This window comes from Parahoeflea alexandrii (genome assembly GCF_027214025.1).
Classification (GTDB): Bacteria; Pseudomonadota; Alphaproteobacteria; order Rhizobiales; family Rhizobiaceae; genus Hoeflea; species Hoeflea alexandrii_A.
Map to the genome: position 1 here is coordinate 434,169 of NZ_JAPWHB010000002.1, position 22,806 is coordinate 456,974.

General features: G+C 63.6%; 19 protein-coding genes. 5 read left to right on the top strand and 14 right to left on the bottom strand.

The genetic code is table 11. From position 1 onward, the window contains the following. Positions 1-4: 4 nt before the first annotated feature. From O4H62_RS08270 to O4H62_RS08335, 14 genes are all read right to left on the bottom strand, one after another. On the bottom strand, positions 5-415 hold the full coding sequence (locus O4H62_RS08270) for a RidA family protein (RefSeq protein WP_269386933.1): 411 nt from the start codon (positions 413-415) through the stop codon (positions 5-7). Between the two features lie 37 nt (positions 416-452). After that, entirely contained in the window at positions 453-2,078 is a 1,626-nt protein-coding gene (locus tag O4H62_RS08275) for an AMP-binding protein (protein WP_269386934.1), read from the bottom strand. A 1-nt stretch (position 2,079) separates the two neighbouring features. Then, positions 2,080-3,246, bottom strand: coding sequence for an acyl-CoA dehydrogenase family protein (locus O4H62_RS08280; protein ID WP_269386936.1), 1,167 nt, complete (start codon positions 3,244-3,246; stop codon positions 2,080-2,082). After that, positions 3,246-4,049, bottom strand: coding sequence for an enoyl-CoA hydratase family protein (locus O4H62_RS08285; protein ID WP_269386937.1), 804 nt, complete (start codon positions 4,047-4,049; stop codon positions 3,246-3,248). The genes O4H62_RS08280 and O4H62_RS08285 overlap by 1 nt, the downstream gene beginning before the upstream one ends. Before the next feature lie 4 nt (positions 4,050-4,053). After that, positions 4,054-4,554 carry a MarR family winged helix-turn-helix transcriptional regulator gene (locus O4H62_RS08290; RefSeq protein ID WP_269386939.1) on the bottom strand — a complete coding sequence of 167 codons (501 nt, stop codon included), beginning with the start codon at positions 4,552-4,554 and terminating at the stop codon, positions 4,054-4,056. Then, positions 4,551-5,312, bottom strand: coding sequence for an SDR family NAD(P)-dependent oxidoreductase (locus O4H62_RS08295; RefSeq protein WP_269386940.1), 762 nt, complete (start codon positions 5,310-5,312; stop codon positions 4,551-4,553). The genes O4H62_RS08290 and O4H62_RS08295 overlap by 4 nt, the downstream gene beginning before the upstream one ends. 2 nt (positions 5,313-5,314) lie before the next feature. Beyond that, positions 5,315-7,612 carry a bifunctional salicylyl-CoA 5-hydroxylase/oxidoreductase gene (locus O4H62_RS08300; protein ID WP_269386942.1) on the bottom strand — a complete coding sequence of 766 codons (2,298 nt, stop codon included), beginning with the start codon at positions 7,610-7,612 and terminating at the stop codon, positions 5,315-5,317. Between the two features lie 253 nt (positions 7,613-7,865). Beyond that, positions 7,866-9,020, bottom strand: a complete 1,155-nt coding sequence (locus O4H62_RS08305; RefSeq protein ID WP_269386943.1) for an aminotransferase class V-fold PLP-dependent enzyme — start codon at positions 9,018-9,020, stop codon at positions 7,866-7,868. Between the two features lie 69 nt (positions 9,021-9,089). After that, the gene (locus O4H62_RS08310) at positions 9,090-9,929 is read right to left on the bottom strand and encodes an ATP-binding cassette domain-containing protein (RefSeq protein ID WP_269386945.1); all 840 of its coding nucleotides are present in this window, start codon (positions 9,927-9,929) and stop codon (positions 9,090-9,092) included. After that, positions 9,919-10,797, bottom strand: coding sequence for an ABC transporter ATP-binding protein (locus O4H62_RS08315; protein WP_269386946.1), 879 nt, complete (start codon positions 10,795-10,797; stop codon positions 9,919-9,921). Before O4H62_RS08315 ends, O4H62_RS08310 begins: the two co-directional genes overlap by 11 nt. After that, on the bottom strand, positions 10,794-11,645 hold the full coding sequence (locus O4H62_RS08320) for an ABC transporter permease (protein WP_269386947.1): 852 nt from the start codon (positions 11,643-11,645) through the stop codon (positions 10,794-10,796). The genes O4H62_RS08315 and O4H62_RS08320 overlap by 4 nt, the downstream gene beginning before the upstream one ends. Beyond that, the gene (locus O4H62_RS08325) at positions 11,638-12,648 is read right to left on the bottom strand and encodes an ABC transporter permease (RefSeq protein ID WP_269386948.1); all 1,011 of its coding nucleotides are present in this window, start codon (positions 12,646-12,648) and stop codon (positions 11,638-11,640) included. The genes O4H62_RS08320 and O4H62_RS08325 overlap by 8 nt, the downstream gene beginning before the upstream one ends. Before the next feature lie 64 nt (positions 12,649-12,712). Further along, the gene (locus tag O4H62_RS08330; RefSeq protein ID WP_269386949.1) at positions 12,713-14,242 is read right to left on the bottom strand and encodes an ABC transporter substrate-binding protein; all 1,530 of its coding nucleotides are present in this window, start codon (positions 14,240-14,242) and stop codon (positions 12,713-12,715) included. Between the two features lie 26 nt (positions 14,243-14,268). Further along, complete coding sequence (locus O4H62_RS08335) at positions 14,269-15,843, bottom strand: phytoene desaturase family protein (RefSeq protein ID WP_269386951.1); 1,575 nt, start codon at positions 15,841-15,843, stop codon at positions 14,269-14,271. A 136-nt stretch (positions 15,844-15,979) separates the two neighbouring features. Here O4H62_RS08335 and O4H62_RS08340 point away from each other — a divergent pair, with 136 nt between their 5' ends. Genes O4H62_RS08340 through O4H62_RS08360 form a run of 5 tightly spaced genes read left to right on the top strand, consistent with a single transcriptional unit; the run spans position 15,980 to position 22,617 of the window. Beyond that, positions 15,980-16,771: a cyclase family protein gene (locus O4H62_RS08340; protein WP_269386953.1), complete on the top strand. Its 792-nt coding sequence runs from the start codon at positions 15,980-15,982 to the stop codon at positions 16,769-16,771. Positions 16,772-16,798: 27 nt separating this feature from the next. Then, positions 16,799-18,376, top strand: a complete 1,578-nt coding sequence (locus O4H62_RS08345; RefSeq protein WP_269386954.1) for a phytoene desaturase family protein — start codon at positions 16,799-16,801, stop codon at positions 18,374-18,376. Beyond that, complete coding sequence (locus O4H62_RS08350) at positions 18,373-18,864, top strand: MarR family winged helix-turn-helix transcriptional regulator (protein WP_269386956.1); 492 nt, start codon at positions 18,373-18,375, stop codon at positions 18,862-18,864. The genes O4H62_RS08345 and O4H62_RS08350 overlap by 4 nt, the downstream gene beginning before the upstream one ends. An 18-nt stretch (positions 18,865-18,882) precedes the next feature. After that, complete coding sequence (locus tag O4H62_RS08355; RefSeq protein ID WP_269386957.1) at positions 18,883-21,030, top strand: indolepyruvate ferredoxin oxidoreductase subunit alpha; 2,148 nt, start codon at positions 18,883-18,885, stop codon at positions 21,028-21,030. Between the two features lie 3 nt (positions 21,031-21,033). Next, positions 21,034-22,617 (top strand): indolepyruvate oxidoreductase subunit beta family protein, encoded by a 1,584-nt coding sequence (locus tag O4H62_RS08360; RefSeq protein ID WP_269386959.1) that lies wholly within the window; start codon positions 21,034-21,036, stop codon positions 22,615-22,617. Positions 22,618-22,806: the final 189 nt, after the last annotated feature.

The window sequence follows — 22,806 nt, forward strand, 5'->3', positions numbered from 1 at the left end:
GGTCTCACCCGTCTTTCACCGATTTGCCGATTTCCGCCGTCGCTTCGATCTCGACCATCGCCGCGTCCTCGATCAGCCCGGCAACGACAATCACCGACATCGAAGGAAAATGCCGCCCCATGACCTTGCGATAGGCCGCGCCAACGTCCTTCTGGCGGGCCATGTACTCTTTCTTGTCGGTGATGAACCAGGTCAGCCGCACGATGTCGGTGATTTCGCCGCCGGCCGCCCGCACGATCGCAACAATATTGGCCAGCGTCTGCTCGAGCTGGCCGACGAAATCGTGGTGCTCGAACACCTGGTCCTTGTTCCAGCCGATCTGGCCGCCGGTGTAAAGCCGGGTGCCGTCGACCAGCATGCCGTTCGCGTAGCCCTTGGGTATTTCCCAATCCGGCGGATTGATGGCTTCTATCATGATGCAAGTCCTCGTTTATGTCTTGGGAAAGCCAGGCTCAGGCGTCGCCGGTGCGCAGCCTGAAGCGCTGGATCTTGCCGGTCTGGGTCTTGGGCAATGTGCCGGTGAAGACGATCGACCGGGGATACTTGTAGGGCGCAATCACCGCCTTGACGTGATCCTGCAGCCGCTTGGTGGTCATCTCGTCCGCGGCAATGCCGGCTTTGAGCACCACATGCGCCTGAACGATCTGCCCCCGCGCCTCGTCGGGAACGCCGATTACCGCGCACTCGGCGACATCCGCATGCGCCAGCAGCGCTGCCTCAACCTCGGGCCCGGCAATGTTGTAACCGGCGGAAATGATCATGTCATCGCTGCGCGCGGCGAAATGGAAGAAGCCGGCGGCGTCCTGCGTGAAGGAATCGCCCGTCAGGTTCCATCCGTCGCGGACATATTTCTGCTGCTGCTCGGGGTCGGCAAGGTAGCGGCATCCGGTCGGGCCGCGCACCGCCAGCCGTCCCACTTGGCCGCGCGGCACTTCGTTCATGTCGCCGTCGACAATCCGCGCCTGGTAGCCTGAAACCGGAAGCCCGGTGCAGGCAGGCTGCGAGTTCTCGAACCGGTTGGAGATGAAGATGTGCAGCATCTCGGTGGCGCCGATACCGTCAAGCATCGGCTTGCCGGTCTTGGCCATCCATTGCTCATAGACCGGCCCCGGCAGAGTTTCGCCCGCCGATACCGCTGCCCGCAGCGAACTTAGGTCAGCCCCCTCTTCCATCGCCGCCAGCATGGCGCGGTAGGCCGTGGGTGCGGTGAAGCAGACGGTTGCCTTGTGGGTCTGGATGATCTCGACCATGTTGGCCGGAGTCGCCTGCTCGAGCAGGGCTGCTGCCGCACCGAAGCGCAACGGAAACACCGCCAGGCCGCCGAGCCCGAAGGTAAAGGCCAGCGGCGGCGAGCCGATGAACACATCCTCGGGCGTGACGCCGAGCACTTCCTTGGCATAGCCGTCGGCAATGATCAGCATGTCGCGGTGGAAATGCATTGTCGCCTTCGGCATGCCCGTCGTGCCGGAGGTGAAGCCCAGAAGCGCCACGTCGTCGCGGCCGGTCTTCACCGTCTCGAAGCGGACCGGCTTGGACAATGCCAGCCGGTCGAGTTCGGCATCGTGATTGGCGGTGCCGTCGAAGCCGACTACCTTGTTGAGGAACCTGTTGTCCTTGGCGCAGGCGACCATCTCGTCCATCAGCCTTGTGTCGCACAGCGCCAGCGAGATTTCCGCCTTGTCGGCGATCTTGCCGAGTTCAGCCGCGCGCAGCATCGGCATGGTATTGACGACCACGGCGCCGGCCTTGGTCGCCGCCAGCCAGACCGCCACCATCGCCGGATTGTTGGCCGAGCGGATGAGGACGCGGTTGCCCGGCTTGACGCCGTAATCCTCAACCAGCACGTGGGCGATGCGGTTGGTCCAGTCGGTCAGTTCCTTGTAGGTCCGGATACGGCCATTGCCGATCAGCGCGGTGTGGTCGCCAAAGCCCCTGGCCACCATCGCATCGGTCAGCTCGTAGCCGCAATTGAGCCATTCGGGATATTCGAAACCGTCAAGCAGCAAGTCCGGCCACTGATCGGCCGGCGGCAGGTTGTCGCGTGTGAAGGTGTCGATATGGCCCGATGGTCCCAGCACGTTACACTCCCTTGGAATTTGCCAGTGTCTGCCGCGCTATCACGACCTTCTGAACGTCCGATGCGCCCTCGTAGATCCTCAGTGCCCGGATCTCGCGATAGAGGCTTTCGACGATGTGGCCCTTGCGCACGCCGTCTCCGCCGTGCAGCTGCACCGCCTTGTCGATTACGTCCTGGGCGTGGTCGGTGGCGTAAAGCTTCGCCATCGCCGCCTCGCGACTGACCCGCGGCGCACCCTGGTCCTTGAGCCAGGCCGCCCGGTAGACCAGCAGCGCCGAGGCATCGACATCGAGCGCCATGTCGGCGATGTGGCCCTGCACCATCTGCAGATCGCTCATCGGCGCGCCGAACAATTCACGCTCGCTGACACGGTTGAGGCTCTCATCAAGCGCCCGGCGGGCAAAGCCGAGTGCGGCTGCAGCAACCGTCGAACGGAACACGTCGAGCACCGACATGGCGATGCGGAAGCCGTCGCCCGGATTGCCGATGATCGCCGATGCGGGGATACGGCAATCGTTGAAGGCGAGCCGCGCCAGCGGATGCGGCGCCACCACATCCAGCCGTTCGGCGATTTCCAGTCCCGGCGTATCGGCAGGCACGATGAAGACTGAAAGCCCCTTGGCGCCCGGCGCCTCGCCGGTGCGTGCGAAGACGCAGTAAACATCGGCAATACCGCCGTTGGAGATCCAGGTCTTCTCGCCGTTGAGAACATAATCGTCGCCATCGCGGATTGCGGTCATCGCCATGTTGGCGACATCCGATCCCGAAGCCGGTTCAGACAACGCGAAAGCCGAAAGCGCCTTGCCGGCACGGGTTTTGGTCAGCCACTCGGTCTTCTGGTCGGGCCGTCCGAACAGCGAAATGCATCCGGTTCCCAGCCCCTGCATGGCAAAGGCGAAATCGGCCAGCCCGTCATGCCGGGCCAACGTCTCGCGCATGATGCACAGGCTGCGCACATCGATTTTCGAGGCATCGTCAGCCGGGTCGACCGCGGAGAGCTTGAGCCAACCGGCCTCGCCCAATGCCCGGACCAGCGCCTTGCAGGTCTCGTCGACATTGGAATGGTCGAGATCGGCAAGTTCCCTCACCGCCCACGCATCGACACGATCGGCCAGGTCACGGTGGGCCTCATCGAAGAACGGCCACTTGAGAAAGCTGCGGTCAGACATCAGTTGCCCTCGAATACGGGTTTCTGTTTCGCGGCAAAGGCTTCATAGGCGCGGCGGAAATCCTGGGTCTGCATGCAGATCGCCTGCGCCTGCGCCTCGGCCTCGATCGCCTGTTCGATGCCCATGTTCCATTCCTGCGCCAGCATGGTCTTGGTCATCATGTTGGCGAATGTCGGCCCGTCGGCGATCCGCTTTGCCAGCTTGCGCGCCTCGTCCTCGATCTCGGACGCGGCCACCACGCGGTTATAAAAGCCCCAGCGTTCGCCTTCCTCGGCGCTCATGGCGCGGCCGGTGTAAAGAAGATCTGCGGCCCGGCCCTGACCGATGATCCGCGGCAGGATCGCGCAGGCGCCCATGTCGCAGCCCGCAAGCCCGACCCGGTTGAACAGGAACGCGGTCTTGGCCTCGGGCGTGGCCATGCGCAGGTCGGAGCACATGGCGATGATCGCGCCGGCCCCGGCGCAGACACCGTCAACTGCTGCAATCACCGGCTTGCCGCAGCCGATGATCGCCTTGACCAGATCGCCGGTCATGCGGGTGAACTCCATGAGTCCCTTCATGTCCTTGTCGAGCAAAGGCCCAATGATTTCGAACACATCACCGCCCGAGCAGAAATTGCCGCCGTTCGAACCGAAGATCACCACCTTGACATCGTCCCGGTAGACCAGCCCGCGAAACCAGTCGCGCAGTTCGGCATAACTTTCGAACGTCAGCGGGTTCTTCTTCTCCGGCCGGTCCAGCGAGACTTCGGCGATGCCGTCGGTCAGTGTCAGTCGGAAATTGACGGGGGCGTCTGTCGGCATGGGTTCAGTCCTCTCCCTTGGTGCTCTTGCGGGCGATGCATTCGAGTTGCTCCGACAGGTGCTGGACCTCGGAGACATTGATGCCATCGAGAAGCGTGTCGATCCACGCTTCGTGGCTTGCAGCCATCGCCTCGAACTGCTCGCGGCCCGCCTTGGTCAGCCGCACCGTTGTTGCGCGCCTGTCATTGTCCACCGGTATCCGGACGAGAATTCCGTCATCGACCAGCCGGTCGACAATGCCGGTGACGTTGCCGTTCGATACGCGGAGCACGCTCGACAACTCGCTCATCTTCAGGCCCTGTTCGATGCGGTACAGCGCCGCCATCACGTCGAAGCGCGGCAGCGTCGTGTCAAAACCGGTGCGGAAGTTCTCACGCAGCTCGGCCTCGACATGCTTGGTCGCCTTGAGCAGTTTCAGCCATAGCCGCAGCCTTGCCTTCGAAGCCGCCGCATCCTTGATGCCGGTGCCGGTCATGCCCGGCTGCGCCGCCAGTTTGTCGCTCATGTTTCTCCCCCCGATAGCGAGATCGCCTGACCGGTCACCGATGCGGCAGCATCGCTGCAAAGCCACAAGACCGTTCCGGCGATTTCCTCCGGCTGTATGAAGCGCCCCTGCGGATTCACGTCCCGCAGCGATGCTTCCGCCTCGTCGCGCGATCGTCCTGTTTTTTCGACGATGTTGTCAATCGATCGATGCAGCATCGGCGTGTCCGTGAAACCGGGACAGATGGCATTGACCGTCACTCCGGTCCTGGCGAGTTCCTGCGCCAGGCTGCGCACCAGGCCGACCACGCCGTGCTTGGCCGCGCAATAGGCACTGACATAGGCGTACCCCTTCAATCCGGCGGTCGAAGCGATGGCGATCATGCGGCCCGGCTGGGCCCGATTCATCTTCACAAACGCTGCCTGGAAAGTGTTGAAAACACCGGTCAAATTCACATCCAGCGTGGCGCGGAACAAGGCCGCGTCGGTGCGCTGGAAAGGCGCGCTTTCCGCCGATCCGGCATTGGCGACGACAATCGTCGGCGCGCCGTTCCTTTCGACCGCTTCCGCAATCGCTGACGCCATGGCGTCAGCGTCGGTGACATCGGCGGAAATGGCGATGATGCGGTCATCCTGCGCCGCAAGCGCTTCGAGCGGCGCCAGCCGCCGGCCGATCGCGGTGACCCGCGCGCCCTTGCCCGCCAGCGCCAGTGCGATGGCTTCGCCGGCGCCCGATCCGGCGCCGGTCACAATTGCGTGATGTCCCATCAGTTCCGGCATGGTCAGACCTTGCCGAGCGTAGTGTCGGCCCGTTCCGCCAGCCGCCACATCTGGTCGCGTCCGGGATGATAGGGATCCGGCCATTTCGCATCATGGTCACCGAGCGCACTCGCCGCGTGCAGCGTCCAGTAGGGATTGGCGAGATGCGGACGGGCAAGACAGACGAGATCCGCACGCCCAGCCATCAGGATCGAATTCACATGGTCGGGCTCGTAGATGTTGCCCACGGCCATGGTTGCCATGTGCGCCTCGTTGCGGATCCGGTCGGCAAACGGCGTCTGGAACATGCGTCCGTAGATCGGCCTTGCCTGCTTCGAGGTCTGCCCCGCCGACACGTCGCAGATGTCCACGCCCGCGTCCTTGAGCATGCGGGCGATCTCGACCGCGTCAGCTGGGGTGACACCGTCGCCCTCAACCCAGTCATTGGCCGAGATGCGCACCGAGATCGGCTTGTGCTGCGGCCAGGCCTCACGCACCGCGCGGTAAACTTCGAGCGGATAACGCATCCGATTCTCGAGGCTACCGCCATACTCGTCATTGCGCCGGTTGGTCAGCGGCGTGATGAAGGAGGAGAGCAGGTAGCCGTGCGCCATGTGCAACTCGATCATGTCGAACCCGGCGCGCTCGGCCATCTCGGCGGCAGCGACAAACTGGTCGCGGACCTGATCCATATCTTCGCGGCTCATTGCCTTGGGTGTCTGGTTGTCGGACGACCAGGCGACATCTGAAGCCGACATCAGCGGCCAGTTGCCCTCTTTGAGCGGCGCGTCCATGATCTCCCAGCCGAGCTGGGTCGATCCCTTTGCCCCGGAATGGCCGATCTGCATGCAGACCTTGGCCTCGCTTTCGGCATGGATGAAATCGGCGATCCGCTTCCAGGCAGCTTCATGTTCCGGCGCGTAGAGCCCCGGACAGCCCGGCGTGATCCGGCCTTCCGGCGAGACGCAGATCATCTCGGTATAGACAAGGCCGGCGCCACCCTTGGCGCGCTCGCCGTAGTGGACCAGGTGCCAGTCGGTCGGACACCCGTCGACGGCCTTGTACTGGGCCATCGGCGAAACCACGATACGGTTCTTGAGTTCCATGTCGCGCAACTTGTAGGGCGCAAACATCGGCCGCCGGACCGGCGCCCCTTCAGCCACCCCGGCCTGGGTCTGGAACCAGCGCTCGGCGCCTTCCAGCCATTCCGGATCGCGCAGCCGCAGATTCTCGTGACTGATGCGCTGCGAACGGGTGAGCAGCGAGTAGTTGAACTGAACCGGATCGAGATCGAGATAGCGCTCGACTTCCTCGAACCACTCCAGGCTGTTGCGCGCCGCCGACTGCAGCCGCAGCACCTCGATGCGGCGCTCTTCCTGATAGCGTTCGAAGGCGCGCTCCATCGTCGGTTCGGAATGCAGATAATCGGCAAGCGCGATGGCGCTGTCGAAGGCCAGCCGCGAACCCGAGCCGATGGAAAAATGCCCCGTCGCCGCCGCGTCGCCCATCAGAACGACGTTCTCGTGGTACCATTTCTCGCAAATCACCCGCGGGAACTGCATCCACACCGCCGAACCCCTGAGATGCGCCGCGTTGGACATCAGCTCATGCCCGCCCAGATGCTTCTCGAAGATCTTGCGGCAGGTCTCGACAGTTTCCTCCTTCGACATCTGCTCGAAGCCCCAGCGGTCCCAGGTTTCGGGCAGGCATTCGACGATGAAGGTCGCCGTGTTGTCGTCGAACTGGTAGACATGCGCCCAGACCCAGCCGTGCTCCGTCTTCTCGAAAATGAAGGTGAAGGCGTCGTCGAAGCGCTGATGCGTGCCGAGCCAGACGAACTTGCACTTGCGCGTGTCGATGTCGGGCTTGAACACATCGACATATTCGTTGCGCACCAGCGAGTTGATGCCGTCGGTGGCCACGACGAGGTCATATTCCTTGCGGTATTGCTCAGCCGTCTTGAACTCGGTCTCGAAACGCATGTCCACGCCAAGCTCACGGGCGCGCTCCTGCAACAGGATCAGCATCTGCTTGCGCCCGATCCCGGCAAAGCCGTGCCCGCCGGAGACGGTGCGATGCCCCTGCTGCACCACCGCGATGTCGTCCCAATAGGCAAAGTGACTGCGGATCGCCTCGGTCGACTTGGGGTCGTTTTCCTGCATCTGCGTGAGCGCATCGTCAGACAGCACCACGCCCCAGCCGAACGTATCGTTGGCCTTGTTGCGCTCGATCACCACGACCTCGTGCGAGGGATCGCGCAGCTTCATCGAGATCGCAAAATAGAGACCAGCGGGTCCGCCACCCAGACAAACGATTCTCATATTCTGCACCTCCGGACTGATTTCGACTGGCTTCGATCCTACGCCCGAACGAATATATTTCAAGCATAAAATTTTTATGCCACAATAAATTCGCCAGACCTAATGGGCCGGGCACCGGGATCGGATTTTCTCGGCGAAACAACGCACGGGAGCGCCCAGGAAACGGACCCCGTCTCACGCCGGGACAATGCATCCCGGATCAAGGCCGTACACCCAGCCAAGGACAGCGGGTAGCGCCGGAAATCCCGGCGTCTCAGCCGCCGGTCAGAACGCTTGCCAGCCGGTCAATGCCGGCCCGGGTGGTCATGAAACCCGGCGAACACCGCAGGATCGGGCCGCGCGCATCGGCAAACACCGAGACATCCCGCAGTTTCGAAAGCAGCGTCTGGGCGTGGTCCGCGTCAGTCAGGCGCACCATGACGCTGCCGCCGCGCTGTGCCGGATCCCGGGGTGAAGCCAGCTCGAATCCGGCCGCATCGGAGGCCGCGATGATCGCCTCGCTCAGGCTGCGGTTCTTGGCAAGCTGTGCGCCCCAGTCCTGCGCCGCATGCCACTCCAGCGCCGGCACCGTGGCGACGCAGGCCATCACCGACGGCGTGCCGTTGTCGAACCGCCGGATATCAGGCGCGTAGGCGAATGCGTTGATATCCCACGAGAAGATATTGTCCTGGCTGAACCAGCCCCTCAGGCTAGGCTGGCAGCGCGCAATCACGTCGGGCATCACCTGCAGGATGCCGCCGCCGGGCGATCCGCACATCCACTTCAGGCTGGTCGAGATCGCGAAATCCGCGGCCACCGCCATGCAATCGTAGTCGAACAGTCCGGCGGCCTGGGTGATATCGACTCCGATCAGCGAGCCCTGTTTGCGACCATGCGCGACTAACGCCTCGAGAACGCAGCGGTGCGACGATGTGGAGCTGACCCAGGTCAGGAGCGCCAGCCCCACTTCGGGACCCCAGGCGGTGATCACGTCCTCGTCCTCGACCCAGTGCGCGCCGTCGCGAAGCGGCACCGTGCGCAATGTAAAACCATACCGGTCGGCAAGACCGGTCAGCAGGAAATGCAGGCTCGGAAAGCAGTCGCCCGCCACCAGCACCACCCTGCCCTCGAGATCCTCGCGCGGCAGCGCCATGATCAGCGCCGCCAGCGCCGAGGTCACGTTCTCGGTCGTTGTCAGTGACGCCGACGGCGCGTTGAGCAGCTGGCTCCACAGATCGATGAACCGCTGCCGCTGCCCCAGCGCATAGCCCCATTGTTCGTCATTGGCAGCACCCCAGCATTCGGCAAATGCCGTCAATGAGGCGGCCATGTCCCGAGCCTTGCCGGGATACTGCCCGATCGAATGATAGAGCATGTAGCCGTCGCCCTCGGCTTGCGCGTCGCTTGTGCGGCCTGTCTGGTCTGTCATCTCGATCTCCCCCGGACCACGCCGTATCAGCGTTCCCTGGCCCTTCACCATGGTTCAGTTCCGGCCCGGCTACCAGCCTGCCTGCTGCGGATCGGGCAAGGGAATGGCATCCAGCAATTCGCGCGTGTAGGCCGCCTGCGGCGCATCGAACACGTGGTCTACATCGCCATACTCGACGATGTTGCCCCGTTGCAGCACCATCACATGATCGCACAGCCGCCGGATCACCGACAGGTCGTGGCTGATGAAGGCCAGCGTCAGCCCCAGCTCCTTGACCAGCTCTGCCAGCACATTGAGCACCTGCGCCTGCGATGACACATCAAGCCCCGAGACGATCTCGTCGGCCAGGATGAATTCGGGTTTCAGCGCGATGGCGCGGGCGATCCCGACCCTCTGGCGCTGCCCGCCGGAAAGCTCGTGCGGGTAACGGTTGCGAAATCCGCGCGGAAGCCCGACATGATCGAGCGCATCGTCTATCCGCCCGCCAATATTGTCAAACCCGTGCATCTGCAGCGGGTCGGCGATGATCGCGCCCACACGCCGGCGCGGATTGAGTGACGACATAGGGTCCTGGAAGATCATCTGCATGCGCCGCCGTATGGGCCTCAGCGCATCCTCGTTCAGGTGGGTGATGTCGCGTCCATCAAACAGGATGGTCCCCGCCGTCGGCTCGATCAGCCTGATGAGCGCCCGCCCCAGCGTCGACTTGCCGGACCCCGAGCCGCCGACGATGCCGAGCACCGAACCCCGGCTGATGTCGAGGTCGATGCCGTTGAGGATGCGGATCAGCGGGGCCTTGCCGAACAGCGGCTTGGCCGCCATGTCCGGCAGCGCCACCTCGAGCGACCGGGCTGAAAACAGGATGTCGTCCTTTGGAGCAACCGCCCCCGCGCCGTTCTTATCCGCCATGACGCCACTCCTTGTCGGATGCCAGCACCTCGGCCGCCACCGCCTCGATCACCGCCTCGTCGACCGGCAGCAGCGACGCATCCGGATCGGTGTATTTCGGCGTCGCCGCCAGCAGCGCCCGGGAATAGGCATGTTTCGGGCCGGTGAAGAAATCGGGGACACTCGAGTTTTCCACGATCTTGCCGCCGTAAAGCACCGACAGCCGCTGGCAGACTTTCGAGACCACCCCGAGATCGTGGGTGACGAAGACCATGGCGGTCGAATGGCGTTCCTGCAGCTCCCGGATCAGCCTGAGAATCTGCTTTTGCACCGTCACGTCCAGCGCCGTGGTCGGCTCGTCGGCAATGACCAGCTTCGGGTTGGCGGCGAAGGCCGAGGCGATCAGCACACGCTGACGCATGCCGCCCGACAACTCGTGCGGATAGCTGCCCATCACCCGTTCGGGATTGTCGATATGCACCTCGTTGAGCAGTTCCAGCGCCCGTACCCGCGCATCCGTCTTGCCCCAGCCTAGAATGTCGACCAGCCGGTTGGTGATCTGCGGCTCGATCCGCCGCGACGGATTGAGCGCCGTCAGCGGATCCTGCGGGATCAGCGCCGCCGTGGCGCCGATCAAGCGGCGGCGGTCGGCGGGCTTCATCTTTTGCAGATCCTGCCCGTCAAGCAGGATCTCGCCCTCGATGATCTCGATGGCCGATGGCAGGATGCCGAGGACCGCCTTGCCGATCATGCTCTTGCCGGCGCCGCTTTCGCCCACCAGGCCGAGCACCTCGCCGGTATCGATGGAGAAAGACACGGAACGCAGCACCCGCTGGTCGTAGCCGTGCAGCGCCGCGGACAGGTTGTTGACGGTCAGAAACGCGCTCATCGCAGCACCGGATCGAAGCGGTCCTTGAGCCCTTCGCCGAACTGGCTGAAGGAAAGGACGGTCAGGAACAGGACGGCCAGCGGGAACGCCAGCACCCACCAGGCCTGGTAGATCGAGGTGCGGCCCTCGGCAATCATCCCGCCCCAGGTCGGCGCGTCGGTGGAGATCGACAGATTGACGAAGGACAGGATCGCCTCGACGATCACCGCAATGCCCATTTCCAGCGTCGACAGCGCGACAATCGTCGGCAGCACGTTGGGCAGGATCTCCCGCCACAGGATGTCGCGCCGCGGCCGGCCCGCGACAATGGCGCTCGAGACATAATCCATTGCCGACTGGTTCATCGCTTCCGCCCGCACCACCCGGCAGAACCGGGTCCAGTCGATGACCACGATGGCGATGATGATCGAGGTGAGCCCGGTGCCGAGCACGGCGATCAGCAGGATCGCGAACAGCACCGGCGGAAACGCCATCCAGATATCCACCAGCCGCGAGATCACCACGTCGACCCAGCCGCGCATGTAGCCGGCAAGCAGTCCGAGCAGCGATCCGACGATCGCCGTGGCAAGCCCGGCGATCAGCGCGACGGAAAAGGCGATCCGGGCGCCATGGATCAGCCGCGACAGCACGTCCCGGCCGAGGCTGTCGGTCCCAAGCAAATAGGCCGGATCCGACCCGCTTGCCCAGAACGGCGGCAGGCGCCCGGCAAAGAGATCCTGCGCCAGCGGGTCGTGCGGGCTGATGAGCGGTGCGAACAGCGCCAAGAGCGCCATGACGCCGAGCCAGGTGCCCGACAGCCACAGCCGTGCGCCCAGGCGCCGCTTGATGGAACCGCGACCGTCAAGCATGACGCAGCCTCGGATTGAGAAGGGCATAGGTCATGTCGACAACCAGGTTGATGATGGTGAACAGCAGCGCGAAGACGATGACGATGCCCTGGATCAGCGGCAGGTCGCGGTTGATCACCGCATCGATCGCCATGTTGCCGAGCCCCTCGTAGGAAAACAGCCGCTCGATAATCACAGTGCCGCCGATCAGGAAGGTGAACTGGACACCGATCAGCGTCAGCGTCGGCAGCACCGCGTTGGGCAGCGCCTCGGACAGGATCACGTGGTTCTCGCTGTAGCCCTTGGTGCGCGACAGTGTGACGTAGTCAAGATGCATGGTTTCCTTGAGCGACTGCTTCAGCAACTGGCTGATGATCGCCGCCAGCGGGATCGCCAGCGCGAGCGCCGGCATGAACATGTGCTTGAGCAGGTCCCACCACAGATCGAAGCGCAGCCGCGCGATGCTCTCGAAGACATAGAATTGCGTGACGAACGGCAGGTCCAGCGACGGCGAGATCCGGCCAGAGATGTGAAACACCGGCATCAACACGCCAAACAGCACGATCAGGATCAGCGCCCAGAGAAAGTCGGGGATCGACAGCCCGACGCCATTGGCCACATCGACGGCCGTTTCGGTACGCGTCTCGCGGTGCCGGACGCCGGTCAGCGCCATCGCGCCGCCGATCACCACCGCAATGACGAGCGCGAAGATCGCCAGTTCCAGCGTCGCCGGCAACCGCCCGAGCACCAGCGGCATCACCGGCTGGCGCAGGGAGATCGAGGTACCGAAATCTCCGTGAAAGACCCCGGTCAGCCAGATCCAGAATTGCTCTAAGATGGTCTTGTCGAGCCCGTAATGAGCGGTGAGACGGGCAATGTCCTCTTCCGACGCGCCGGGCGGCAGCATCATGGCGATCGGGTTTCCCGGAACCACGCGGATGACGAAGAACACCACCACCGCCGCCCCGATCAAGGTGACCGACATGGTCGCAAGGCGTAGGAGAATTGCGCGCAACAGTTTCAAGAGAAGGTGTCCTGCAAAAAGGGACCGCCACCGTGAGGCGGCGGCCCGTGTATCTGAACGAAGCTTACGCCCGCTTCATCAGGTGCGGCAGCAGCGCGCCGGACGCATGCGGCGTCACCGCCACGCCATTGGCATGAAGGATCGGCTGCACATACTGCAAGAGCGGGATCACCAGTGCGTTGTCGGCAATGTACTTGTCGACGGCCTTCCAGCCTTCGATGCGCTTTTCCTCGTCGCCCTCGCCCCAGAGCGGCCCGATCATGTCGATCAGGTCCTGGCCGTCCCACACCGAGTGCGGCGACGGGCCGAACATGGCGAAACCGGTCGAGGTGGTCGGATCGCCCACCGAGTTGCCCCAGTTGTAGAACGCGGCAGGTGCCAACTGGTCGGCGGCGCGCAGTTCGTAGTGCTTGGCGATCTCGTAGACCTCGATCTCCGCCTCGATACCGATCTTGCGCCACAGGCCGACGATCGCCTGGACCATCTCGTAATCCTTGGGCTTGAAGCCGCGTGTGGTCTGGATCTTGAACTTGACCGGGTTTTCCGGCGAGTAGCCGGATGCCGCCAGCAGTTCCTTGGCCTTTTCCGGGTCGTATGGAACCTTGATCGAGGCGTCATAGGCCGAATACTCGGGCGTCTGCAGCGTGTCGATGGCAACGCCATAGCCGGACAGCAACCGGTCGATGATGAGCTGCTTGTCGATCGACATTGCAGCCGCCTTGCGCACGTTCGGATCGAGCATCACATCAATGTCGTTGAGGAAGATCATGCCAATATCGGAAATCGGCGCGGCGGTGCCTGCGATGCCATTGCCGCCCTTGAGTCGGTCATATTCCTCGTAGGGCATTTCCAGCGTCACATGTGCATTGCCCGACTCGATCTCCGCGACACGCGACGCAGCGTCGGTCACGAACTTGATGGTCACGGTCTCGAAGTCGGGCTTGCCGCCCCAGTAATTCGGGTTGGCCTTCAGCCGCACGAACGCATTGCGCTCGAACTTGTCGACCATGTAGGGGCCGGTTCCAATCGGAGCGGCTTCAAAGCCTTCCGCGCCAACCTTCTCGTAATAGGCCTTGGGCAGCACGTAGCCGGTCAGGAAGTACATCCACTTGAAGATCGTCGGCTCGAAGCGGGCCACATCGGCGGTCACCACATTGCCTTCGGCCTTGATGTTGGCGAGCGTCGACCAGATGAACTGGATCGGGTTGCCGGTCTTCTCGTCAGCGGCGCGGGTGAGCGACCAGGCGACGTCCTCGGCGGTGAACGGCGAACCGTCATGCCAGGTCACGCCTTCGCGCACCGTCATCATGACCTTGGTCTTGTCGTCGTTCCAGCCCCATTCGGTCAGCAGGCCGGGCGCGGGCGACAGGTCGGGCTTCTGCAGGATGAACTGGTCGAACACCGACTGGTAGATCCCCTGGATCGTCGGATTGACCGCCGACGGTCCGACGGTCGGATCCCAGGACGGCAGGTTGACGTTGTAGGCGATGACAAGTTCATCAATGCCCTGGGCAAAGGCCGGTCCGGCAAAGGCGCTGATCGCCATTGCCGCTGCCGAACCCTTGAGCACTGTGCGGCGCGAAATCTGTTTCATGCTGTTCTCCCTGTTATTTTGGGTGTTCATTTCCCGCCCAGTTTCTGGGCGAGCATATAGCCTGCACCCGCCCCGGTGCCCGCACCTGGCCAGACGCTGGCGCCGGTGATGTGCAGACCCTCGACGGGGGTTTTTCCCGTGGCATGACCGAGAGCCGGTCGGAACAGGAAATTCTGTGAAAGATGATGACTGCCGGCCACCTGGTCGCCGCCGACCAGGTTCGGGTTGTCGGCTTCGAGATCGAGCGGAGACACCACTGCCCGGCCGATGATCTTCTGACGAATGCCCGGCGCATGCCGTTCGATGATATCGAGCGCCCGCTCTGCATAGATCTCCTTGACCTGCGCCCAGTCGGTTACCGATATCTTGCCGGCCGCATCGCCACGGATTTCACCCGGCACCATGCGCACCTGGACCCACAGCACGTGCTTGCCCTCGGGCGCCCGGCTCGGATCGACCACCGTCGGCTGCCCGACCACGAGAACCGGTTCGTCCGGCAAAAGTCCCGCAACGGCCTGCTGATAGGTGCGCGCCATCTGGTCGAGCGACGGCGCGATGTGCACATAGGCGAATGCCTTGAGCTCTTCGCTCGCGGTCCAGTCCGGCAGGCCATCGAGCGCCAGGTGGATCATCATGGTGCCCGGCGCATGGACGAAGCCGGTCATCTTGCGGTCAAACCCTGCATCGCCGGACTGGCCCTCGAGCAGCGACATCAGCCCACTTGGCGCGACATTGGCGATCACCGCCTTGCTGGCATTGATTCTTGAACCGTCGGCAAGCTCGACACCGGTCGCCTTGCCGCCATCGCGGATGATCCGGGCCACCCGCTTGCCGCAATGGACCTCGCCGCCCGACGCCTCGATCTTCGACACCAGCGCCCGGGTAACGGTGTCCGCCCCACCCTTGCCGATGACCATTCCGAAATTCTGGTTGGCCATCGATTCAAGATACGGAAACACCGCGCCGCCAGCCATGTCGGGCGCGAAGTCGAGATGCATGCCCCAAGCGGCCAACGTCGTCCGCACATGCTCGGACTCGAAGGTCTCCGTCAGCCACTTGCGCGGCGACGACAGCAGCATGCGCACCAGATCCGCGGTCCAGGCGAAGCCCTTGCGGAACAACGCCTTTGCCAGAAGCCTGCCTTGTATATGCATTTGCATGGGATTTCCGAGCAAGGCGAAGACATATTCGGCCGTGCCGGGAAATTCTGCGCAAAGCCTGTCCCAGGCTTTGGCGTCGGCTTCGGAGAATGTTGCGATCCGGGCCCGGGTTTCGCCCGCTCCGGTGCTCACACCCATCCATTTGCCATCATCGAAAACGCTGGCAAAACAATGCGAAGCGGGCGCGAACTCCAGCCCGCGGCCAATCAGGTCCGCGCCATAGGCCTTGAAAAACACGGAACCCGCAAACAGGCTCAAATTCATTGCGGCCCAGTCATGACGAAAGCCCGGCGCCGTCAGCTCGAGCGTCTTGACCGCCCCGCCCGGCGTGCCAGCCTGCTCGAACACGCCGACACGCCAGCCTTTGGCGCCCAGATGCACCGCGCAGGCCAGGCTGTTCACGCCGGCGCCAACAATTATCGCGTCATACTCGTTCTGCACCGCGCCAAATCCCCATTCGAGATTTATAATTGCAAATGCATATTATTTTGTCTAGCATCTATTTATCGCAGAACGCTGGCCCATAATCTGGGTCGCAACCGGAAACACAACAGGCCCCGCCAGAGGAGGATCACTCATGAATGCTGCAGAAACACTGGGCAATCTCGCCGCAATGCTGCTTGAGGGAAAAGTCGAGGTCGTCGACCTCTCCGGATCGCTGGGCCCGGATACGCCTCTTCTCAAGCTGCCGCCTGAATTCGCCAAGGACACCCCGAAGATCGAGGTCCACAGGATTTCCGAATATGACAATGACGGTCCGTTCTGGGCCTGGAACTGGCTCAAGATCGGCGAGCACTCCGGCACCCATTTCGATGCACCGCATCACTGGATCACCGGCAAGGACTATGCCGACGGCTACACCGACACCATTCCGCCGCAGAACTTCGTTGCGCCCGTCAACGTCATCGACTGCTCCGCGGAAGTCGCCAAGAATCCCGACTTCCTGCTCGACGCCGCGGGCGTCAAGGCCTGGGAAGCCAAGCACGGCGAGATCAAGCCCGGCGAATGGGTGGTGATGCGCACCGACTGGGACGCGCGCGCCGGTGACGAGAATGCCTACCTCAACGCCGACGAAACCGGGCCGCATTCGCCTGGCCCCACCGTCGACTGCATCCAGTATATCCTCTCCAAGGGCGCCGTCGGCTGGGGCACACAGTGCATCGGCACCGATGCCGGCCAGGCCGGCGGCATGGAACCGCCGTTTCCGGCGCACAACCTGCTGCACGCGGCCAACAAATACGGCCTCGCCTCGCTCGCCAATCTGAGCAAGCTGCCGCCCAAGGGCGCGGTCCTGATTGCCGCCCCGCTGAAGCTGGTCAACGGCACAGGCAGCCCGATCCGCGCCATGGCGCTGGTTGCACGCAGCTAAGGCGCGAGATCGCCAGGGACCAGGACGATGGCAGATTATGACCACATCATCGTGGGCAGCGGCATCAACGCGCTCATTGCCGCGGCCATGCTTTCCTCGAAAGGGAAACGCGTGCTGGTTCTCGAACGCAGCGACCGCTTCGGCGGTTGCATGCGCACCGAGGAAATCACCCTGCCGGGGTTCCACCATGACGTCATGGCGGCAACCTTCGTGCTCTTCCTCACCTCCCCCGCCCATGCCGCGCTCGGACCTGATCTGGCGCGGCATGGACTGGAGTTCTGCCATACGCCGCACCCGACTGCCGTGCTGAGGCCCGACGGCTCCTCGCTGGTCCTGACCACCGACCGGGCGGCCAATATCAAGACTTTCAACGCGCTCTCGGCAGGCGATGGCGACCGTCACGGCGCCGATGTCGGCGCGATCGAGGCCGATGCGCCCTTTCTGTTTGCCCTGCTCGGCGGCGAATTGTGGAGCTGGCCAACCGCCAAGCTGCTGATCCAGCAGGCCTGGAAGCGCGGTCTCCGCGGCCTCGCCGCCTGGATGGGAGAGGCCCTGCGCCCGATCCGGGCCTGGCTCGAACCAAATTACACCTCCGGCCTCGTTCAGGCGCTCTGGGCGCCCTGGGCGCTGCACACCGGACTGACGACCGAATCCGCCTATGGCGGCCAGATGGGCAAGGTCATTGCCTTCGCGCTCGAAGCCGCCGGCGCGCCGGTGGTCAAGGGCGGCGCCGGTCAGGCCGTCGAAGCCTTCAAACGTCTGATCGAGGAAAAGGGCGGCGAACTGCGCAGCGGCGCCGATGTCGACAAGATACTGGTGCAGAACGGCAAGGCAACAGGCGTCCGGCTCGCCGACGGCTCCGACATCGCCGCATCGCATGTTATCTGCTCGGTCGCGCCGGGACAGCTCTACAACAGGCTTCTGCGCGAAGAGACGGCAAAGCTGCCGCAGGAAGTTAAATCGGGCCTGAGCCAATTCCGCCACGGCCGCGGCAATTTCCAGCTGCATTACGCCATCGACGGACCGATCCGCTGGAAAACCCAGGGCCTTGAAGACGTCGCTCTGATCCACCTGGCCGAGAGCATCGATTCCGTATCCAAATCCTCCAACGAGGCCGAGCGCGGCATGCTGCCGGTGACGCCGACCATCTGCGTCGGCCAGCCGCACCGGCTTGATCCGTCCCGCTGCCCGGAGGGCAAGTCGATCCTCTGGCTGCAGATCCCGGATGCGCCCCGCGCCATCAAGGGCGACGCCGCCGGCGAGATCGCGACCGATGGCGTCTGGAGCGAGGCCACGCGCGAAGCCTTCGCCGACCGCATCGAAGCGATTCTCGCCGCCCATATCGAGGGTTTCGGCGACAGCGTCCTCGCCCGCAAGGCCTATTCGCCGGCTGATCTCGAAACCATGAACATCAATCTGGTTGGCGGCGACCCCTATGGCGGCTCCTGTGCGCTCGACCAGTTCTTCATCTGGCGGCCCTTCTCCCAGTCGGTGAACAATGCGACCGCGCTTCCCAACCTGCATCATATCGGTGCCTCGACGCATCCGGGTCCCGGACTCGGCGGCGGTTCGGGCTTCCTTCTGGCAAAGAGGTTGGGCGGATGAACGAGGCCAAAGCCCCGGAGACTGAAAAGTCCGAACCGATTCAGCGGCTGGGCGAGATCGGTCTGTCCAATTTCGCGCCTTACCTGATGAACCGGATCATGGGCCGCTACAATGCCGATCTGCGGCAGGAAATGACCGGTCTCGGGCTGACCACGCCAAAGATGCGCGCGCTTGCGGTTCTCTCGGTTATCGATGACCTGCCGATCAGCGACCTTGCGGTCTATGCCGTGGTTGAACAGTCGACACTGAGCCGCGCCCTCGATCAGCTTGCATCCGACGGTCTTGTCCGGCGCGGACCCGATCCCAATGACAGCCGGGTGACACGTATCGGCATCACCGGGACGGGTCGCGCGGCACTCGACCAGCTCTGGCCCTCGATGGCCCGGGTCTATGCGCAGATGTTCAAGGACATCCCGGACGAAGAGCGCCAGGCCTTCGTCACCACCTTGCAGAAAATGCTCAAGAACATCCGCAAGCACGATTTCTAATGACGGGAAAGACACAGCATGGCTGAACGCTCATTCGCCAAGGAAGTCCAGAAACTCAAGGTCGGGGAAGGTGAAACCTTTTCCGGCGAGGGCATTCTGGCGCTGACAAAAGCGCTTCTGGAAGCCGGCGTCGGCTATGTCGGCGGCTATCAGGGCGCGCCGATCAGCCACCTGATGGACGTGCTCGCCGATGCCGAGGAAATCCTCACAGAACTCGGCGTGCGCTACGAGGCCAATGCCTCCGAAGCGGCAGCCGCAGCGATGCTGGCGGCCTCCGTGCATTACCCGATCCGCGGCGCGGTCACCTTCAAGGGACCGGTCGGTGTCAATGTCGCCTCCGATGCGCTGGCCAACCTCTCTTCTTCTGGCGTCACCGGCGGCGCTCTGGTGATCATCGGCGAGGATTACGGCGAAGGCTCCTCGATCATGCAGGAGCGCAGCCATGCCTTCGCCATGAAATCGCAGATGTGGCTGCTCGATCCGCGGCCCAACCTGCCCTCCATCGTCCAGTCCGTGCACCAGGGGTTCGAGCTCTCGGAAGCCACCAACACCCCTGTCATGCTGATGGTCCGCATCCGCTCCTGCCATGTCACCGGCAGTTTTGCGGCCAAGGACAACAAGCGTCCGCCCTTTACCGTCAAGGATGCGCTGGCCAATCCGCGTAGCGACTATGCCCGCGTCGTGCTGCCGCCGATGTCCTACATGCAGGAACACGACAAGATCAACAACCGCTGGCCGGCGGCGCAGAAGTTCATCGTCGAGCACAAGCTCAACGAGATGTTCGGCCCGAAGGAAGCCCCCGTCGGTATCGTGCTGCAGGGCGGCATGTACAATGGCGTGATCCGCGCGCTGCAGCGCCTCGGTCTCGCCGACATCCATGGCGATACCGAGATCCCGCTCTACGTGCTCAATGTCACCTACCCGCTGGTCAATGACGAGTTCTTCGAATTCTGCGAAGGCAAGTCCTCGGTGCTGGTGGTCGAGGAAGGTCAGCCGGAATTCATCGAGCAGGCCCTGGGATCAGCGCTTTACCGCGCCGGAAAGAGCATCAGCCTGCACGGCAAGGACATGCTGCCGATGGCCGGCGAATACACCGGCCAGATCATGCTCGACGGCATCGAGGCCTTCCTGAAAAAGGCTGCCCCCGAATTGCTGCCGGCCCGCCTGCGCGCACCCAACTCCGAAGAGAAGCCGGCGCTGCCCGACCTTTCCAAGACGGTCCCGATCCGTCCGCCCGGGTTCTGCACCGGCTGCCCGGAGCGCCCGATCTTCGCCGCCCTGAAAATGACCGAGCAGGAATTCGGCAAGCACCAGATCGCCGGCGACATCGGCTGCCACCTGTTCGCCAGCCTTCCGCCTTTCGAAATCGGCGGCTCGACCATGGGCTACGGCCTCGGCCCGGCCTCCAACGCCGCCTTCGACGGCGGCGGCGACAAGCGCTCTATCTCGATCCTTGGCGATGGAGGTTTCTGGCACAACGGCCTGTCGTCATCGATCGGCAACGCGGTCTACAACAAGTCCGACGGCGTCATCGTCATCGTCGACAATTTCTATTCCGCCGCCACCGGTGGCCAGGACATTCTTTCCTCGCGCGCCGACAACCCCAGCAAGGCCACCGGCCACCCGATCGCAGATGCTGTTAAAGGCGTGGGCGTCAAATGGGTCCGCCAGATCGACCGCACCTATGATGTGCCGAAGATGCGCGAGATCCTGAAAGAGGCGCTGACCACCGACCATGTCGGACCCAAGGTCATCGTCGCCTCGTCGGAATGCATGCTCAACAAGCAGCGCCGCGAAAAGCCGCTGATGAACAAGGCGATCAAGGAAGGTCGCCGGGTCGAAAAGCCGCGCTTTGGCGTCGACGAGGACATCTGCACCGGCGATCACGCCTGCATCCGGCTGTCGGGCTGTCCGTCGCTGTCGCTCAAGAAACTCGACGATCCGCTGAGGGACGACCCGGTCGCCAGCATCGACCAGAGCTGCGTCGGCTGCGGCAATTGTGGCGAAGTCGCAGATGCCGCGGTGCTGTGCCCGTCCTTCTTCCGTGCCGATGTCGTGCACAATCCGGGCTGGCTCGAACGCACGCTCGGCTCATTCACCAGCCGCACCATCGCCTGGCTGCAAAACCGCCGCTCCCGCGGCCGCATCGAATTCGTCCGGACCTGATTAATGGCAAGCAAGACCCAAACAGCACTGCAATCCAAGGCCCACGACCCGGCGCTGGATCAGATCATCAAGCTGGCGATCATGGCCGTCGGCGGTCAGGGCGGCGGCGTTCTCACCAACTGGATCGAGGATTGTGCCCACCGTAATGGTTATGTGGTGCAGGCGACCTCGGTGGCGGGTGTCGCCCAGCGCACAGGCGCCACGATCTATTACATGGAAATGGCGCCGGCGCAGGAACGCGCTCCAGTATTTTCTCTTCTGCCGGCCGCAGGCGACGTCGACATTCTGGTCGCCGCCGAGATGATGGAGGCCGGCCGCGCCATCATGCGCGGTTTCGTCACCCCCGACCGCACGACATTGATCGCGTCTTCGCACCGGGCTCTCGCGGTCTCGGAAAAGACCGTGCCCGGCGACGGCATCGCCGATTCCGAGGAAGTGATCGCCGCAGCTGAAATCGCCGCACAGCGCTTCATCGCCTTCGACATGGAGAAGATGGCGGTCGACGCCGGCTCGATGATTTCAGCCAGCCTGTTCGGCGCGCTTGCCGGTTCCGGCGCGCTGCCTTTCGAGCGCGAAAGTTTCGAAGCCGCGATCAAGGCGTCCGGGCGCGGCGTTGAGGCCAGTCTTCGCGCTTTCGCAGCCAGCTTCGACGCCGCCACCGGCGGCAAGATCGAACGACCACAGTCCGGCCAGGCCAAGCTCCCCGCTGCCAATACGCCGGCGGGACCGAAGCATCTGGTCGAACATTGGTCAAAGCTCGAAGCCCGTGCCGCGGCCATGCCCGAGGCGGCCCGCGACATGGCGCTCACCGGGCTTCGCGCGGTGGTTGACTTCCAGGACCTCGACTATGGCGCGGAATATCTCGACCGGCTTGAACAGGTGCTCGCCCAGGATGACCCGGCCAAGGGATACGAACTGACCCGCGAAGCCGCCAAATATATCGCCAAGGCGATGGCCTATGACGACGTCTTCCGCGTCGCAGACCTCAAGACCCGCGGCAGCCGCTTTGCCCGCGTTCGCTCAGAGATCGGCCCGGCCAAGGGCGCGCAGATGAAGCTGACCGAATTCATGCATCCCCGCGCCGAGGAAATCGTCGGCATGATGCCCTCGAGCCTCGGCCGCAGGCTTTCGAAGAGCGAGAGCAGCATGCGGCTGATCGATCGCTTGTTCAACAAGGGTCGCAGGCTCAGGACCGACCGCCTTCTTCCCTTCGCCCAACTCTATGTGCTTGGCGGACTGCGCAAGTACCGGCGCGGCACCTTACGTCACGCCATCGAGAAGCAGCACATGGAAGCCTGGCTCGACAAGGCCATGACCTACCGCAAGATCGGCTATGCGCTCGGCGTCGAAACCCTGCGCAACCGCCGCCTGGTCAAGGGGTACTCCGACACCCATGCGCGCGGCCTGTCGAAGTTTGATCGGGTCATGGATGGCGTCGCCCTGCTCGCTGGCCGGGACGATGCAGCGCACTGGTGCAAGCTTTTGCGCGAGGCCGCACTGGCCGACGAAAAGGGCGACCAGCTGGAAGGCGCGCTCAAGACCGTGCGGTCCTTTGCCGAACCGCGTGAAACCGCGCTTCCCAACTGATCCCGTGGCCGGAATGCGTCGCGGATCATCGTCCGCAGTCGACAGTCGGAAAGGAGCATCTGCGCCTGAATGGTTCAGGAAGGGCGGCACGACTGCCCTTGCAACTCCTAACCGATCTGGAGAACGTGTGAGAGGCCTGCCAATGCGGCCGCATGGGGGACTGCAACCGGGACAGCCCGTCCAACCGCG